Origin of the sequence: Pseudomonas asplenii, assembly GCF_900105475.1 — a bacterium.
Taxonomy (GTDB): domain Bacteria; phylum Pseudomonadota; class Gammaproteobacteria; order Pseudomonadales; family Pseudomonadaceae; genus Aquipseudomonas; species Aquipseudomonas asplenii.
Genome location: NZ_LT629777.1, coordinates 1,445,566 through 1,460,702 on the forward strand (window position 1 = coordinate 1,445,566; position 15,137 = coordinate 1,460,702).

Annotated in this window: 10 protein-coding genes; all 10 read right to left on the reverse strand. The window is 64.1% G+C overall.

The annotated features are described in order from the left end of the window. Nucleotides 1-13: 13 nt before the first annotated feature. Nucleotides 14-1,450, reverse strand: a complete 1,437-nt coding sequence (locus tag BLU37_RS06520; protein ID WP_090203342.1) for an efflux transporter outer membrane subunit — start codon at nucleotides 1,448-1,450, stop codon at nucleotides 14-16. Beyond that, complete coding sequence (locus tag BLU37_RS06525; protein ID WP_026007900.1) at nucleotides 1,447-2,358, reverse strand: efflux RND transporter periplasmic adaptor subunit; 912 nt, start codon at nucleotides 2,356-2,358, stop codon at nucleotides 1,447-1,449. Before BLU37_RS06525 ends, BLU37_RS06520 begins: the two co-directional genes overlap by 4 nt. Next, nucleotides 2,355-2,564, reverse strand: a complete 210-nt coding sequence (locus BLU37_RS06530; protein WP_010447385.1) for a DUF1656 domain-containing protein — start codon at nucleotides 2,562-2,564, stop codon at nucleotides 2,355-2,357. The genes BLU37_RS06525 and BLU37_RS06530 overlap by 4 nt, the downstream gene beginning before the upstream one ends. After that, nucleotides 2,561-4,645 (reverse strand): FUSC family protein, encoded by a 2,085-nt coding sequence (locus BLU37_RS06535; protein WP_010447387.1) that lies wholly within the window; start codon nucleotides 4,643-4,645, stop codon nucleotides 2,561-2,563. Before BLU37_RS06535 ends, BLU37_RS06530 begins: the two co-directional genes overlap by 4 nt. After that, a complete protein-coding gene (locus BLU37_RS06540; protein ID WP_036988227.1) occupies nucleotides 4,642-5,055 on the reverse strand; it encodes a MarR family winged helix-turn-helix transcriptional regulator in 414 nt (137 codons plus the stop codon). Before BLU37_RS06540 ends, BLU37_RS06535 begins: the two co-directional genes overlap by 4 nt. Before the next feature lie 132 nt (nucleotides 5,056-5,187). Continuing rightward, on the reverse strand, nucleotides 5,188-5,433 hold the full coding sequence (locus tag BLU37_RS06545) for a DUF2789 domain-containing protein (protein WP_090203344.1): 246 nt from the start codon (nucleotides 5,431-5,433) through the stop codon (nucleotides 5,188-5,190). A gap of 323 nt (nucleotides 5,434-5,756) precedes the next feature. Continuing rightward, the gene (locus BLU37_RS06550; RefSeq protein WP_090203346.1) at nucleotides 5,757-6,689 is read right to left on the reverse strand and encodes a sulfotransferase family protein; all 933 of its coding nucleotides are present in this window, start codon (nucleotides 6,687-6,689) and stop codon (nucleotides 5,757-5,759) included. Then, complete coding sequence (locus BLU37_RS06555; protein WP_090210908.1) at nucleotides 6,677-7,465, reverse strand: aspartyl/asparaginyl beta-hydroxylase domain-containing protein; 789 nt, start codon at nucleotides 7,463-7,465, stop codon at nucleotides 6,677-6,679. The genes BLU37_RS06550 and BLU37_RS06555 overlap by 13 nt, the downstream gene beginning before the upstream one ends. An 84-nt stretch (nucleotides 7,466-7,549) precedes the next feature. Further along, nucleotides 7,550-9,067 carry a TolC family protein gene (locus BLU37_RS06560; RefSeq protein WP_090203349.1) on the reverse strand — a complete coding sequence of 506 codons (1,518 nt, stop codon included), beginning with the start codon at nucleotides 9,065-9,067 and terminating at the stop codon, nucleotides 7,550-7,552. Nucleotides 9,068-9,142: 75 nt separating this feature from the next. Continuing rightward, entirely contained in the window at nucleotides 9,143-15,103 is a 5,961-nt protein-coding gene (locus tag BLU37_RS06565; protein ID WP_232000475.1) for an Ig-like domain-containing protein, read from the reverse strand. Nucleotides 15,104-15,137 lie beyond the last annotated feature (34 nt).

Consider the following 15,137-nt stretch of genomic DNA (forward strand, 5'->3'; position numbering starts at 1 on the left):
ACCGGTTCCCGATTCACTTGCCAGCTGTTGCGGACGTGCTTTCCCAACCACCGCCCAATGCCAGGAACAGCTCGATCTGGCTCATCGCCACCTGGGTGTTGGCCGAAGCCAACTGCGCCCGCACATCGGTGTAGGTACGGGTGGCCTGCAGGTCGGCGAGGAACGAGGCTCGGCCGGCGGCGAAGAAGCGGTGCGTCTGCTCTGCGGCCAACTTGGCCGACTGCTCGGCATCGGCCAGGGCATCGCGGCGGTCGAGTTGCGCGGTGTACTGGGCCAGGCTGGTCTGGGTCTCGCGGATGGCGTTGAGCACCACGCCGTCGAAATGCGCCAGCACGCCCTGGGTGGTGGCTTCGGCTTCGCGGATACGCGCGCGAGCGCCGTTGGTCGGTACCGTCCAACTGATCGCCGGGCCGAAGCCCCAACGGTTGGTCGACGGCTCGCCGAGGTCTTTGGCGAAGCCGACCGTGCCCACCGTCGCGCCGATGCTGATGTTCGGGTACAGCTCGCCGGTAGCGACGCCGATCCCGGCAGTCGCCGCCGCGAGCCGGCGTTCGGCCTGGCGGATATCCGGACGGCGCTTGAGCAGTTCGGCGCCGTCGCCCACTGGCAGCAGTTGAGCGATATGCGGCAGCGCCGCGCAATCGGCGACACCGGCCGGCAGTTGGTCGACCGGCTTGGCCAGCAACATCGACAGCCGATACAGGCCGGCCTGGCGCGCCGCCGTGTAGCGCGGCAGCTCGGCGCGCAGGGATTTGAACTGGGTTTGCGAGCGGGTGACCTGGGTTTCGTCGCCACGCCCGGCATCGCGCAGGCGCTTGGTCAGCTCGGTGCTCTCGGCTTGCAGGTCGAGGGAATGCTCAGCAATCTCACGTTCTTCGTTGGCGGCGCAAACCTGGGTGTAGGAGCGCACCACATCGGCAACCAGGGTGATCCGCGCCACATCGCCCGCCGCCTGGGTAGCATCGGCATTGGCCTTGGCCGCCTCGATGCCCCGCTGCAGGGTGCCCCACAGGTCAAACTGGTAGGACGCGGAAAGCGAGATGTCGGCGACGTTCGCCACCGGTACCTTCTCGGCCAACAGGAAGGCCTGGCCGGACTCCTGCAAACGCTGCGCGCCAGCCTTCATCCCGGCGCTGAAACCACCGGCGGCTTCGGCCTCTTCCACCTGGGCACGGGCCCGCGCCAGACTGGCTGCGGCCACGCGCAGGTCGGTGTTGGAAGCCAGGGCCTGGCGCACCAGTTCATTCAGTTGGGGATCCTGGTAAAGACGCCACCAGTCGGCCGGCACCGGAGCCGAAACGACGTTATCGCTCTCGCCAGCGATCGAGCCCTGCAGGTCCTTGCGCTGCATGGCCGAATCCCTCGGCAGGTGATAATCCGGACCGACCATCGAGCATGCCGACAGCAACAGGCCCAGACCCAGGGTGGTGACTTTCGCCAGCGGTTTCATTGCACGGCCTCAGGCTTGGCTGGCGACTTGGTCGAGTCCTTCGCGTCGTCGATGATCGAGACGGTCGCCGTACGCCCGGCAATCATGCGGAAGTTCTCCGGCACCTCGTCGAAGGCAATCCGCACCGGAATGCGCTGGGCCAGGCGCACCCAACTGAAGGCCGGGTTGACGTTGGGCAGCAAGTTCGAGCCGCTGGTGCGGTCACGGTCCTCGATACCGGCAACGATGCTTTCGACATGACCACGCAAGCGGGCGTTGTCGCCGATCACACGAATATCCACGCGCTGGCCGACATGAATGCCGTCGAGCTTGGTTTCCTCGAAGTAGCCGTCGATATGGAACGAGGCGCTGTCCACCACCGACAGCACCGGGCGGCCGGCAGTGACGAATTCCCGATCACGCGGGGCGCGGTCGTTGACATAGCCGTCCACCGGGCTGCGGATCACCGAACGATCGAGGTTCAGTTGCGCAGCGTCCACCGCCACCCGGGCTTCGGCCAGGGCCGACTCGGCGCGCGCCACCTTCGACTGGCTTTCTTCCAACTGCTCGCCCGGCACCAGGTTGCCCAAACCACGGTTGCGCTTGTACTCGCGCTGGGCCTGGGCCAGGGTTTCCTGGCGATCGGCGGCCGCCGCCTGGGCTTGGCGCAGCGCCAGCTTGAAGCGGTCCTGGTCGATGCTGAACAGCACCTGGCCACGCTTGACCGGCTGGTTGTCACGCACCTGGACCTGCTGGATCAGGCCCGAGACGTCCGGGGCGATCTGCACGATATCGGCACGGATATGCCCGTCACGGGTCCAGGGCGCGAACATGTAGTACATCACCATGCGCCAGATCACGAGACAGGCGAAGGCCACCACGAGCAAGGTCAGGACCACGCGGCCAATGGTCAATAGAGGTTTTTTCATGTCATCAGGTATCGACTGAACGAATCCACAACGCCCAGCAACAAAGCGTAGAGACCGACGTTGAACAATGCCCGGTGCCAGACCAGGCGATAGAAGTGGATGCGCGTCAACAACCCGTGCACCACAAGGTACAAGCCATAGGTGATGCCCATCAGCACCAGCAGCGTGGGCAGGAACACCCCGCTGATATCCACGTCACCGATCATAACGGCACTCCATTGATCCCATAGGGCACGTTGTCCGACTGATCGCCGCTGTCGACGAACTCCACGCCGGGCAGCAATGCCAGGCGCAGTCCGCTCAGCGCGTGCAGCAGGTGTCGGCGGGTCTCGCCGTCGTCCAGCCCCTGGGAACTCAGGGCCCGACGCGTGCGGTCCAGGGTCATCAACAGGGGCGCGGGTGCCGGCAGGCGTTCGCGAGCCTTGAGACAGGCGCGGAAATATTCGCCGACCTCTTCCACCACCTGCTTGAGCAACACGTTGCCCACACCCAAAACACGTGGGGTATAGGCCAGCAGGTCAAGCAGGTTCAGCGCCACGCGCAACTCGCGCAGCGCGGCACCGGTGTCCTGGCCGGTCATGGCCAGGCGCGGCAGGTGCTGCATCAGCCGGTCGAGCATCCGCACCCCCATCTGCCGGTGTTCGGCCAGGGTGGCCGGCTCGGTCAGGCGGACGATGTCGCGCCAACTGAAACGGGTCAGGCGCTTGGCTGCCAGTTCGGTACCGAAAGGCCGGACTACCAGGGTCCAGACGAAGGCGAACAGCAGGCCCACCGGCCCCGCCAGGTTGGCGTTGGCAAAATTCAGGAAGTCCGCGTCGTAGGCGCTGGAAATGCTGATGAAGGAGGAGGTGTTGACGATGGTCAGCAACGTGCCGAGGTAGAACGCCGGCTGCAGCGTCAGGGTACCGACGCAGATGAACGGCACGGCGAACGCGAGCACCAGCATCGGGAAATCGTGCAGGTTGGGCAGCACCACGAACAGGTAAAGGCTGGCGAAGATCACCGACAGCGCGGTCCAGAAGAAGAACCGGTAGATCTGCGGCGCGGGGTCGTCCATGGCGGCGAAAAAGCTGCAGGCCACGGCGGCAAGGATCACCGCACTGGCACCGTCAGCCCAGCCGGTGAGGATCCACAGCACCGAGGCCACGGCAATGGCCAGCACCGCGGTGCCGGCCGAATAGAGCATCAGGCCACGGTCGATGAACGGCGACAGGCGCGCCAGCCGCCAATGGCGATAGACCGCGCGCCAGCTGTCCTGGCTGTCGCACTGGATGGCCTCCTGCAGGCTGCGCAGGTCCTGCCACAGGTCGACCCACTCGCCGAGGCGATAGAGGGCGTTGGAGAACAGCAGTTGCCGGCGGTCATCGAGTTCGACGGGGCCTGGCTGCAGGCTGTCGATCTGGGCGCGCAGGGCTTGCCAGTGTTCGTGCGGCGCGCTCTGGGCGGTGCTTTCCAGCCAGGACTGGGTCGCCGCCAGCAACGGCTGGAAGCGCGCGACCAACTCCGGCGTGCGCCGCTCCAGGGCGTAAAGCGCATCATCCAGGGCGTCGACCACCGGCAGCAGGTGGATCATCCGCCCGCGCAGTTCCTTGGCATTGCGCACGGTCTGTGGCCGGGCACCTTCATGGCTCAATTGGCCGATCATCAGTTCCAGGCTGTTGAAGGTCGCGACCATGGCCGAGCGCAGGGCGCTCACTTCATCGGTCTGCACGTTGCGCGAAAGGAATTTCTGGCTGTAGCTGGACGCCGAGACAAACCATTTGCCGGCGGCATCGAGCAGTACCGGCGCCAACCGGCGCGGCCAGAACAGACTGCCGACCACCGCCGCGACAACGATGCCGAGAAAGATCTCCTCGGTCCGCGACACGGCGATATCGAACACGTTCAGCGGGTTGTCCACCACCGGCAGGGCAATCATCGGCATCGTGTAGCCGGCCAGCATCAGCGCGTAGCTGTTGGCGGTGCGCAGGTGCAACGACAGGAACAGCAGGGTGCCGGTCCAGAGCGCGACCACCACCGCCAGCAGGAACGGGGTCTGCACGAACAGCGGCACGAACAGCACCGCCGCCGCCGCGCCGAGGAAGGTGCCGACCGCGCGGTACAGCGCCTTGGAACTGGTGGGGCCGACGAAGGGGCTGGAGACGATGTACACCGTCGCCATCGCCCAATAGGGCCGCGGCATTTCCATGATCAGCGCGATATACAGCGCGATCATCGACGCTGCGAAGGTCCGCACCCCATAGAACCAGTCGCGGGCCGGCGGCATGCCTGTCCAGAAGCCTTTCAAGAATCCGCCACTCCCGGCATGTGCACGGCGGCCTCGAAGGCGCGGATCACCCGCAGCGAAGCTTCCAGGTCGGCCAGGGGAAGTCCGCCGAGCACCTCATGGCGCAGGTGAACCAGTTGCTTTTCGATGTCGTGAAACAGGTCCTGGCCGGTCTCGGTCAGGCCAAGGGTCTTGGCCCGGCGATCGCTGGGGTCTTCGGTGCGCTGCACATAACCGGCGTTGCACAGTTGATCGAGCAGGCGCACCAGCGACGGACTCTCCATCCCGGCGATCTGCGCCACCGTCACCTGGCGCACACCCGGCCCCATGCGGCCGATGATCAGCAACGGCATGGCACAGGCCTCGGAGATGCCATAGTTGGCCAGCGTGGTCTGACAGACCCGCCGCCAGTGGCGCGAGGCGAGCACCATGCCGGTGCAGATACTCTGCTGGAGCTGTTCGAGATACTGGGGCACGGGAGGATTCGCATAATGTTAGTTTGCTAACTATCAATATCGCGCATCGATCAGGATTTCGTCAAGTCTTGAAACAAATTTGCGATCTCAGCCGCTACGCCCTTTCCTCAGCAGCACATTCAGTTGGTCGATCACTTCGACCCAATCGGCGTCCTTCAGGGTTTCGTTGCGCAGGAAGTCGGCCTGGGCCCTGTTCCAGAAAAACGCATCAGCCAGATGCAGTTCCGGTTTGAGCGGGGAATGGGTGGCGATGAATTGGTCGATGCTCACCGGGTCGCTGGGCAAGCCCAGTTGTTCGAACAGAGCGGTGAGACTGTGGGTCGGGGAATCCATGGAAATCTCCAGTTATCAGTGAACGATCGGAGCGCGGCGTTCCGGTATGCCCGCGCCTTCAGTTGAGGGGATCAAAGGCACAAAGGTTCAGCGCCATGCCTGGAGCATCCGGGGCGATGACACTGTGGTCAGCCATGGGTAAGCGTCCAGGCCGTCCGAAATCGGCTGCATCTGAAACCAGAATGGTGTTTGCGCGCTTGTGCCCTTGCGCGGACTTTCCATGGGTCTTGCCTGGGAGCGAACAGTGAACTGGGTGGATGGCGAGCACGGCGGTGCGGCGTCCCGACAAGTCCGCCCGACACTGAGCATCGCCAAGCAGGCAATCAAGCCAGACGCAGATGTTCCAAGGCCTGGTACGGGGCCTCGGCCCAGAATGAAACGCGCACCTTGAGCCGCTCGGGAGCGTCGCGGTGCTTGTCCTGACTGTCGGGCACAAAGGCCTGGTCAGGCTGCTTGGCATGTTGCCCTGTCGCGGCAAACGTCTGTTGACGCTCCTGGGCATCAAGCCCGAAGAACTCACCCAGGTGTCCTCCCAACGCCAGCGGCAGTTCCCGGTAGTTGACCGGCAGCCCACCCAAGGCCTGGCAATGCTGCGCCGCCAACTCGAACAGCCGCCCCAGGCGCGCGGCGATGTAGTCTTCCCGTGAGTCTTCCTGGCCGGGTGTGTCCAGGCAGGTTTCGCCAATCATGCCCGGCACCATGTGCATGCCCGCCCGGCGCCAGTGGGAAACGGCGATCTCCAACGGATCGCGGTACACGAACAACCACGGCGTCTCGGGGAAACACTCGCGCAGCAGCACCAGCTCACCGATGTTCCAGGCATCAAGCTTGATCACCAGCGCCCGCTCATCGCCACACCGGCGTTGACCGTAGGCCGCCAGCAGCCCTCGTAGTGCGGCCCGGCGCTCCTCGGGCGCGAGCCCGCTGCGCAGCAGGCTGTCCAGCGCGGGCGGTTCGCTGATGACGATGTGATCGTCAAGCTGCGCCAGCATCTGGCTGAGCAAGGTCGAACCGCAGCGCGAGGCATGGTAGATAAAGGCCGTCGGTGCGACCGCCGGCGTTCGCCATTCGCTGAGCACCGCCAACGGGGTTTCCCGGCGAAACGCCTGGTTGAACGGCAACCGCAATGCTTCGTCGACCGCATCGCGAAAGAACGGCTGCACCAGCTTGCGCTCACCGAACCAACACCAATCCACCCGCCAGTCGCCGGCCTGCTGCCAGACGCGGATCGGCAGCCAGTTCCTCAAAAGCTCCATTGTTGGCTCCAGGCATGGCGCCCCTGGCGCATCGCCGCACGCAGATCCTCACGACCGAAATGCAAACCGCGCTCGGCCGCCAAGGCCAACGTGCGAGCAATGAAGGCGTCGCTGTCGTGCAGGCTCTGCAAGGCATCACACAGCGCCGGCTCGCTCTCCAGCAAGGCACGAAACCGTGCAAGATCGCCCGCAGCACGGCCAATACCGGCGGCCGGCGTGGTCGGGAGACCAGCGGCGATCTGCTGCAGCAGCCAGGCATCGGGCCGACAATCGAGCACCAGGTGAATGCGCTCACGCTCCCCCCAGTTATCGACACTGTGGGGCCGGGCCAGATCAAGAAACCAGCACTCACCGGCACTCATGGGAATACGTTGCCCATCGAGCATGAAATCCACATCCGGCGGGCTGAGCAGGGGAACATGTAGCCTTAGATCCGCCTGCGGCGCGCCCAGATCGTAGTCGAGATGCTCATGGATACGCCCGCCCGGCCCAAGACGCAGCAGCCGCGCCGAACGAATCAGCCACGGCAGATCGAGCGCGCTCGCCCAGGCCGCATCCCGCCGCCACGGATCACGTTCGACCGCCACACTGCTCCCGTGGGCCAGTTCGCTCAACGCATCGGCGGGCGAAATCAACGCCACCCCACTCCAGTCGCCGTCGTAGTAACCGGTATTGAAGTGGGCCTTCCAGGCTTGTTCGGGAATACGCGAAAGCGCCTGCAGCAACAGGGGCAAGGCCACCGTGACAGGCAGGCGGGAGAAGACCGGCAGACTCAGGAAATCACCCTGACGATCACCGCCCCGGCACGATGGCCAAGGCGGCATGGCTCATGCCAGGTACGAACACTGCTCGCCAAGCGGTTACTGCTGCTGTTTGGCATGGTTTTCAGACGCACTGATGTTGCCCGCCGCCCACTGAGACTCGCGTGTTGCCAGGGCCCCGGCAATCGCTTCGACCTTGGTCGAGGCCACTTCCGCTGGCAACGGGTCCAGGCCCGCACTGGCGAAGATCTGGCCGTAGGCATTGCGCAAATCGGCATAGGCCAGGTCACGACGCAGGTCGGCCTGCAGGTTGTTCAGCTCACCCTGGATCAGATCCAGTTCGCCGATGCCCGCTGCCTGGTGACGGTTACGCAGTTGACCGACGATCTGCCCGTCGATGTCCGACAGCTTCTGGCTGGTCTTGAACTGGCGCAGCGCTTCGCGGTAGTTGGCGTTGGCCACATAGAGCTGGGCCAGTACGGCGATGGACATCGCCTGACGCCGGGCGCTGGCGACTTCCTCACCGGCCTTGGCCACGTCGATGGCAGCCGGGGCAGAGATCACGTTGAACAGGTTCCAGGTGACCTTGACGCCGTAGTCGGCCCACTTGTCGTTGACCAGGAACGAGTTGCTGTCGTAATGCCCACCGGCCGAGAACTCCAGCCCAGGCAGCAACCGCAGCATGGCCTTGCGGGTTTCGTTGGCGCTGATGCGGGTCTGGTAGTCCTGCTCGCGCAGCTCGGGACGGCTGGCCAGGGCTTCCTGTTCGAGCTTGGCCATGTCGACCTTGAGCTCGGGAATCGCATAGTCATCCGGGGTCGCCAGGGTCAGCTCGGTTCCCAGCGGCAGGTTGATCAGCGTCGCCAGTTCGGTCTTGGCCAGGGTCAGCGCCCTGCGCTGCTCTTCCAACTGACGGGTCGCCTCGATCAGCGCGCGCTGGTAGCCCAGGGCCTGGATTGGGTCGCCGATACGCTGGTCGCTCATCTTCTGGCTGTTGTTCTGCGCCGAATCGACCCGCGCCATCAGGCTGTCGATCTGCTTGAGCAGACGCTCGGCCGCGACCGCCCGCCAGTAGGCCGAACGCACGTCCTGGACGATGGTGTTGACCACCTTGCGCCGGCGCTCCTGGACAATCAGGCGCTGGTCACCCTGCTGCTTGGCGTTGATATAACTGACGCCGAAGTCGAGTACGTTCCAGACCATGGTCAGGTCGGCAACTCGACGGTCTTTATCCTGGGAGGTCGATGGCTCCAGAGACTGGGTATGGGTTTGCACACTCTCGCTGCTCGAACCACTGACGTTGTTACGCCCGGCGTAGCCGGCCGACAGCGCCATGCGCGGCAGCATGTCGAAGCTGGCGAGGTCCAACTGACGTTTGGCCAGGGCCTCCTCCATAATCTTCAGGCGGCCTTCGAGGTTGTATTTCACCGCACGGGCCATGGCGTCGTGCAAGGTCAGCGGACCGCGCAGCGGCTCCTGGTCCTTGTACATGTTCTGCAGATCGGTTTTGGCCCGTTGCTCGCTGACACCACGATCGATCGGTTGGCTGGTGACGGCACAACCGCTGATTACCAGCGCCAGCAGGCTGACGCTGAACAACTTCTGACTTCTTTTCATCCCTAGCATCGCCCCTGACTGCTGTTTTCTTTTTTATAGGCGCCGACTCATGTCGGCGCAGATTGCCCATAGATTTCAGGCCGGTATTTCGCTGATACCCACCTCGTTCAACGCCCATGCCAACTGATGCAGTTGTTTCTGCTCGTTGTCCTTGAGTTGCTGCAACTGCTGGCCGAGGGTCGGCGCGCCGAAAATGCCACGCAGACCCTGGGAGGCATCACCCAGGCTCTTGCTGCCCTGGCGGTCGAATGCCTTGGCAGCACCGTTATCACTGCTCGACGACTCGCGGCTGAACAGGCCCGCCACGGTGCTGCTGCCGAAGACCCCGCCATCGCCACCGCCAAAGCCGAGGAAGCCCTGGCTGTTAGCGTTGCCACCGCTATCGCTGGAGCTGAAGACCTGGGCGATGAAGCTCGGCGCCAGGGCACCCTTGTTGATGAAAATGCTCCCGGTCGGCGGCAGCCCCGCGCCCATGTCACGCTGTTCGAACAAGGGTGGGAAGCCCAGGGGTGAACCGAGGTTGCCCGAAGGCGGCCCGAAGACGATCGGTTGCAACGGTTGGTTCGGCTGGCTGAGGACCGGGCCGGTTGGGCCGCTGATGCGGAACTGCGGGTCACCGCCCGTGGCTAACGTGGCAATCGCGTAGTTGTTGGAGTTGGCGAATCCTGTGCCGGCATTACCCGCCAGGTCGGCGACCTGGCTGACATCCAGAGTGATGAAGTTGCTCGGATCGGTAAGGTTCGCCGTCGGCGTCAGGGTCGCGGTCCAGGTCTTGCCACCGTCGCTGCTCGCCAGGTTGGACAGCACGCCGTTGGCCACGCTCAGGTCCGACAGGTCGAAACCGCTGACTTTCTCGCTGAAGGTGAAGGTCACCGTAGTGGTCTGGCCGGCAGCCAGGTTCGAGTTGCCGACTGTGATGGTCGCGGTCGGCCGGTCGCCGTCGATCACGTAGTTGTTGGAGATGGAAACCCCTGAGCCGGTGTTGCCGGCACCGTCGCTGACCAGCGCGGTGTCGAGCACGATCAGGTTGGTCGCGTCGGTGATGGCGGCAGTGGGCGTCAGGGTCGCAGTCCAGGTCTTGCCACCGTCGCTGGTGGCGAGGTTGGACAGGACGCCATTGGCCACGCTCAGGTCCGATAGATCAAAACCGCTGACCACCTCGCTGAAGGCGATGGTCACGGTGGAGGTCTGGCCGATGCCCAGGTTGTTGTTATCGACGCTGATGGTCGCGGTGGGCCGCTGGGTGTCGATCGCATAGTTGTTCGACGTGGTGGTACCGGCACCGCTATTGCCCGAGGCGTTCTGCACGCCGCTGTTGTCGAGCGTGATGATGTTGGTGGTGTCGGCAATGTTGTTGTTCGGCGTGAACGTGGCGGTCCAGGTGACGCCCCCGTCGCTGGTGCTCACCGTACTCAGCGTGCCGCTGGCTACCGAAAGGTCAGCGTTGGTGAAACCGCTCACCGCCTCGCTGAAGCTGATGGTCACCAGCGAGCTGGAACCGACATTCAACGTCGGGTTGGACACCACGATTGTCGCGGTCGGGCGCACCGTGTCGATGGTGAAGTTGGCCGAGTTGGTCACCCCGATACCGACGTTGCCGGCCAGGTCGGTATAGCCGGTGTTGTCCAGGGTGATCAGGTTGCTGGTATCACGCACGTTGACGTTCGGGGTGTAGGTCGCCGTCCAGGTAATCCCGCCATCGCTGGAGCTGAGTGCGCTCAAGGCACCGTTGGGTACGCTCAGGTCGCCATTGTCGAGACCGATCACCGCTTCGCTGAAGGTGATGGTCACCAGGCTGCTCTCGCCCGCCGCCAGGACCGGGTCGTTCACCACGATGGTCGCCGTCGGCCGCACGCTGTCAACCGCATAGACGTTCGAAGCGGTGGTGCCGGCACCCGCGTTACCGACGACGTCGAACACCCCGCTGTTATTCAGGGTGATCTGGTTGTTGTTCACCGTGATAGCCGTCGCCGGAACCAGGGTGGCGGTCCAGGTGATGTTGTCGGAGGTGGACAGCCCGGTCAGGGTGCCGTTGTCCACTGACAGGTCGGACAGGCTAAAACCGGTCACCGCTTCACTGAAGGTAATGGTCACCTGCGAGCTGCCACCGATGCCCAGGTGATCGTTCGCCACCACGATGGTCGCCGTCGGCCGCTGAGTGTCGATCAGATAGTTGTTGGATGTACTGATGCCAGCCCCGTCGTTCTGCGAAGCGGCCGCCTTGACGCCGCTGTTATCCAGGGTGATGTGGTTGACCGCGCTGCTGATATTGCTGGCCGGGGTGAACGTGGCGGTCCAGGTGACACCGCCGTCGGAGCTACTCACCGTACTCAGCGTACCGCCCACCACGGTCAGGTCGGCGTTGTTGAAGCCGATCACCGCCTGATCGAAAGTGATGGTCACCTGCGAAGTACCGTTGATCGCCAGCGCAGGGTTGGCGACGACGATAGTCGCGGTCGGGCGTACGGTATCGATGGTGAAGTTGGCCGACTGGGTCGTGCCCGCGCCGCTGTTGCCCGCGAGATCGGCCACACCGGTGTTGGTCAGGGTAATGGCGTTGCTGATGCTGTTGGTATTGCCATCCGGGGCGAAGGTGGCGGTCCAGGTGATACCGCCGTCGCTGCTGCTCAGGTTGCTCAGGGTCCCGTGACTGGCGCTCAGGTCGGCCAGGGTGAAACCACTCACTGCTTCGCTGAAGGTGATGGTCACTTGCGTGGTTTCACCGGCGGTGAGGTTTGGATGCGCCAGGACGATGGTGGCGGTCGGACGCTGAGTGTCGATGGCGTAGTTGTTGGACGTGCTGGTGCCGGTCCCGATATTGCCGGCGCTGTCGGTGTAGCCGGTATTGTCCAGGGTAATGGCGTTGCCGGCATTGGTGATGTTCGACGTCGGGGTGAAAGTGGCGTTCCAGGTGATACCGCCATCACTGCTACTCACCGAGCTCAGGGTGCCGCCCGCCACGGTCAGGTCAGTGTTGGTGAAACCGGTCACCGCTTCGCTGAAGGTAATGGTCACCTGCGCGGTCTCGCCGACGATCAGCGAACTCTTGTCGATGACCACCGTGGAGGTTGGCCGCACGCCATCGATGGCAAAGTTGTTGGAGGTAGTGGAGCCATTGCCGACGTTGCCCGCAGCGTCCATCACGAGGCTTGTGTCCAGGACGATGTTGTTGCTCGCGCTGACGATGCCCGCGTTCGGCGTGAAGGTGGCGGTCCAGGTGACGCCGCCGTCACCGCTGCTCACCGCGCTCAGGCTGCCGTTGGTCACCGTCAGGTCATTGTTGGTGAAACCGGTCACGGCTTCGCTGAAGGTAATGGTCACCTGTGAGGTCTGGCCGATACCGAGGGTCGGGTTGGCGAACACGATGGTCGCGGTGGGCCGCTGAGTGTCGACCGAATAGGTGTTGGAGAGGGTGCTGCCGGTTCCGGCGTTGCCCGCCAGGTCGGCGATTCCGGAATTCGTCAACGTCACGACATCGTTGCCCTGGGTGACGCCGTTGTTCGGGGTCAGGGTCGCGGTCCAGTTAATATTGTCGCTGGTGGTCAGGTTGCTCAGGACGCCATCCTGGGCGACGATGTCGCCCAGGGCAAAACCGCTCACGGCCTCGCTGAAGGTGATGGTCACCTGGGAGCTGCCGCCGATGCTCAGCGAAGGCGTACCGACCACGATGGTGGCGGTCGGCCGCTGGGTGTCGACGGAAAAAGTGTTCGAAACAGATATACTCTGGCCAGTGTTGCCGGCGACATCGGAGAAGAGCGCATTATTGACGGCAATGATATTGCCGCTGTTGGTTTTGTCCGCGTCCGGGGTCAGGTCGGCAGTCCAGTGAATATTGTCGCTGGTGGTCAGGTTGCTCAGGGTTCCATTACTCACGCCAATACCACTCAGACTAAAGCCGCTCACCGCTTCGCTGAACGTGAAATTAACCGTCGCCGGACCGTTGGTGGTCAGGGTGGAGCTGTTGACCACGATAGACAGGGTGGGGCGCGTGGTATCGACGCTGTAGTTGTTGGACGTGGTAGTACCGGTGCCCGGCGTACCGAGCAAGGTGCTGCTGATACCGGTATTGTCCAGCGTGATGACGTTGCTGGCGCTGTTCCTGTTCGCACTCGGCGTGAACGTCGCGACCCACGTGACGCCGCCGTCGCTGGTGCTCACCGCGCTGAGTGTGCCATTGGGCACCGTCAGGTCGCTGTTGGTGAACCCGGTCACCGCCTGGCTGAAGGTAATGGTCACCTGCGAGGTGCTGCCGATGCGCTGGGAAGTATTGCTGACCACGATGGTCGCGGTAGGCGGCGGGTTCATGACACCTTCGTTGTAGATCTCGTCCACCGACGCCGGACTGCTTCCCGTCCCACCTGCGCCCTTACCGCCGAGACCGCTGCCACCCTTGTTGTTGCCGTTGGTCAGCGCGGTTATGTTGGCCGCACTGATCAGCAGGGTGCCCTTGTTCCAGATCGCTCCGACGCCCTTGCCGCCAGCACCACCCGGGTCGGCAGAGGCGCCTTGGCCATTACCGCCGCCACCGCCGCCGCCGCCGCCGGCCCCGAGGTTGTTGGAGATGACCGAGTTGCCGATGATGGTCAGTGTACCCGTGGTGTCGTTGAAGATACCGCCAGTGGCCGCAGCGCCGGCACGTCCGACTTTGTCCCAACCGGAACCACCACCACCGCCACCGATGGAAAGGGTGCCATTGTTCGCCCTGCCCCCATCGCCACCATTACTGTAACCAAAGGTGCCCTGACCGCCTGCGCCACCTACGCTGCTACCGCCACGGCCACCCATGGTGGTCGGGGTATAGCCACCGCCATTGCCACCCGTGTTGGCCGTGCCAGCTGTACCAATGTAGCCCCCCGCATTGCCGCCACGACCACCGACCTGCCCACCCAGGGCGCCGCCGCCACCGCCGCCACCGCCAACGGCCCCCGCGGAGACCCCACCGCCACCGCCACCGCCAGACGCAGCATTGCCGGTCACCGTGACGTTGTTGAGGGTCAGGGTACCGGCGTTGGTAATACCACCCCCCATCGCTGCGGTGCCATCCGCACCGCCGTTGGCGCCCTGGCCGGCCGCCAGACCCTGGGTGATGACCAGGCCATCCAGGGCCGCAGTGACCCCAGCGTTCACCTTGAGCACCTGGGTCTTGTACTGCCCACTCAGGGTCACGTCGGCGACCCCGTCGTTGTTCAGGTCACCATCGACGGTGAGGTTCTTGGTGATAACCAACTGGCTGTTCAGGTTCACTATCATGTTGGCGTTGAAGGTGACGGTATCGCCAGACACCGCATCGAGCAGCGCCTGGCGCAGGGAACCGGCACCCGCGTCGTTGTTGTTGCTTACGGTAATGGTCGCCAGGCCGTACTGGTAGGCCGCCATGGAGTCGGCTGAGAGCAGGTTGCGGCTTTCGATACTGCCGGTGGCGACTTCCAGGGTCCAGTCGCCGCCCAAGCCGGTGCGGTTGGTGGACGCGGCGATGTCGCGCCCGGTGTACTGCGCCAAGGAGTCAACGAAGCTGAGGCCTTTGTCGCCGGCGGCGGTGTTGCAGGCGTAGATCAGAATGTCGCCGCCGACGTTCATGTCGTTGCCGATACGCGCCAGCACGTCGGCCCGCGCCGAAACGTTGTCGGCCGACAGATAGGTGTTGCCCAGCCACAGATCGCCGGAGTTGCCGTGGGCGATGATTTCCACGGTGCTCACACCCTGATGGGTGTCCAGGTAGTCGGCGATCTGCTGCAGGCCGTCCTTGCTGGCATCGAGCACCACCACCTGGCTACCAGGGGCAACGCCCTTGAGCAGGCTGTCGAAATCCTTGACCCGCGAGTCGACGAACACCACCGATTGGCCGGGCACCGCCGTCGGCGATGCGGCCGGCGTGGCATCGGCCTGCGCGTGGGTATCGCTGCTGGCCGGCGCATGATCGCTGGTCGGCGCCTTCGCCGTATCGGCGCTGGCGTGATCGGTCGGCTGCGCAGCCTCGGCCACGGTCGCCGCCACGGCACCATCGAACAGCATGCGCGGCTCAAGAGGGATGATCATGGGTGAAACCAGTGTTCTCACGCCTTCATTCCGC

Bases quoted from the DNA above. Each gene is read 5' to 3' on its own strand.
- BLU37_RS06520 (WP_090203342.1), bottom strand. From the start codon at position 1,450: ATGAAACCGCTGGCGAAAGTCACCACCCTGGGTCTGGGCCTGTTGCTG.
- BLU37_RS06525 (WP_026007900.1), bottom strand. From the start codon at position 2,358: ATGAAAAAACCTCTATTGACCATTGGCCGCGTGGTCCTGACCTTGCTC.
- BLU37_RS06530 (WP_010447385.1), bottom strand. From the start codon at position 2,564: ATGATCGGTGACGTGGATATCAGCGGGGTGTTCCTGCCCACGCTGCTG.
- BLU37_RS06540 (WP_036988227.1), bottom strand. From the start codon at position 5,055: ATGGTGCTCGCCTCGCGCCACTGGCGGCGGGTCTGTCAGACCACGCTG.
- BLU37_RS06545 (WP_090203344.1), bottom strand. From the start codon at position 5,433: ATGGATTCCCCGACCCACAGTCTCACCGCTCTGTTCGAACAACTGGGC.
- BLU37_RS06550 (WP_090203346.1), bottom strand. From the start codon at position 6,689: ATGGAGCTTTTGAGGAACTGGCTGCCGATCCGCGTCTGGCAGCAGGCC.
- BLU37_RS06560 (WP_090203349.1), bottom strand. From the start codon at position 9,067: ATGAAAAGAAGTCAGAAGTTGTTCAGCGTCAGCCTGCTGGCGCTGGTA.
- BLU37_RS06565 (WP_232000475.1), bottom strand. From the start codon at position 15,103: ATGATCATCCCTCTTGAGCCGCGCATGCTGTTCGATGGTGCCGTGGCG.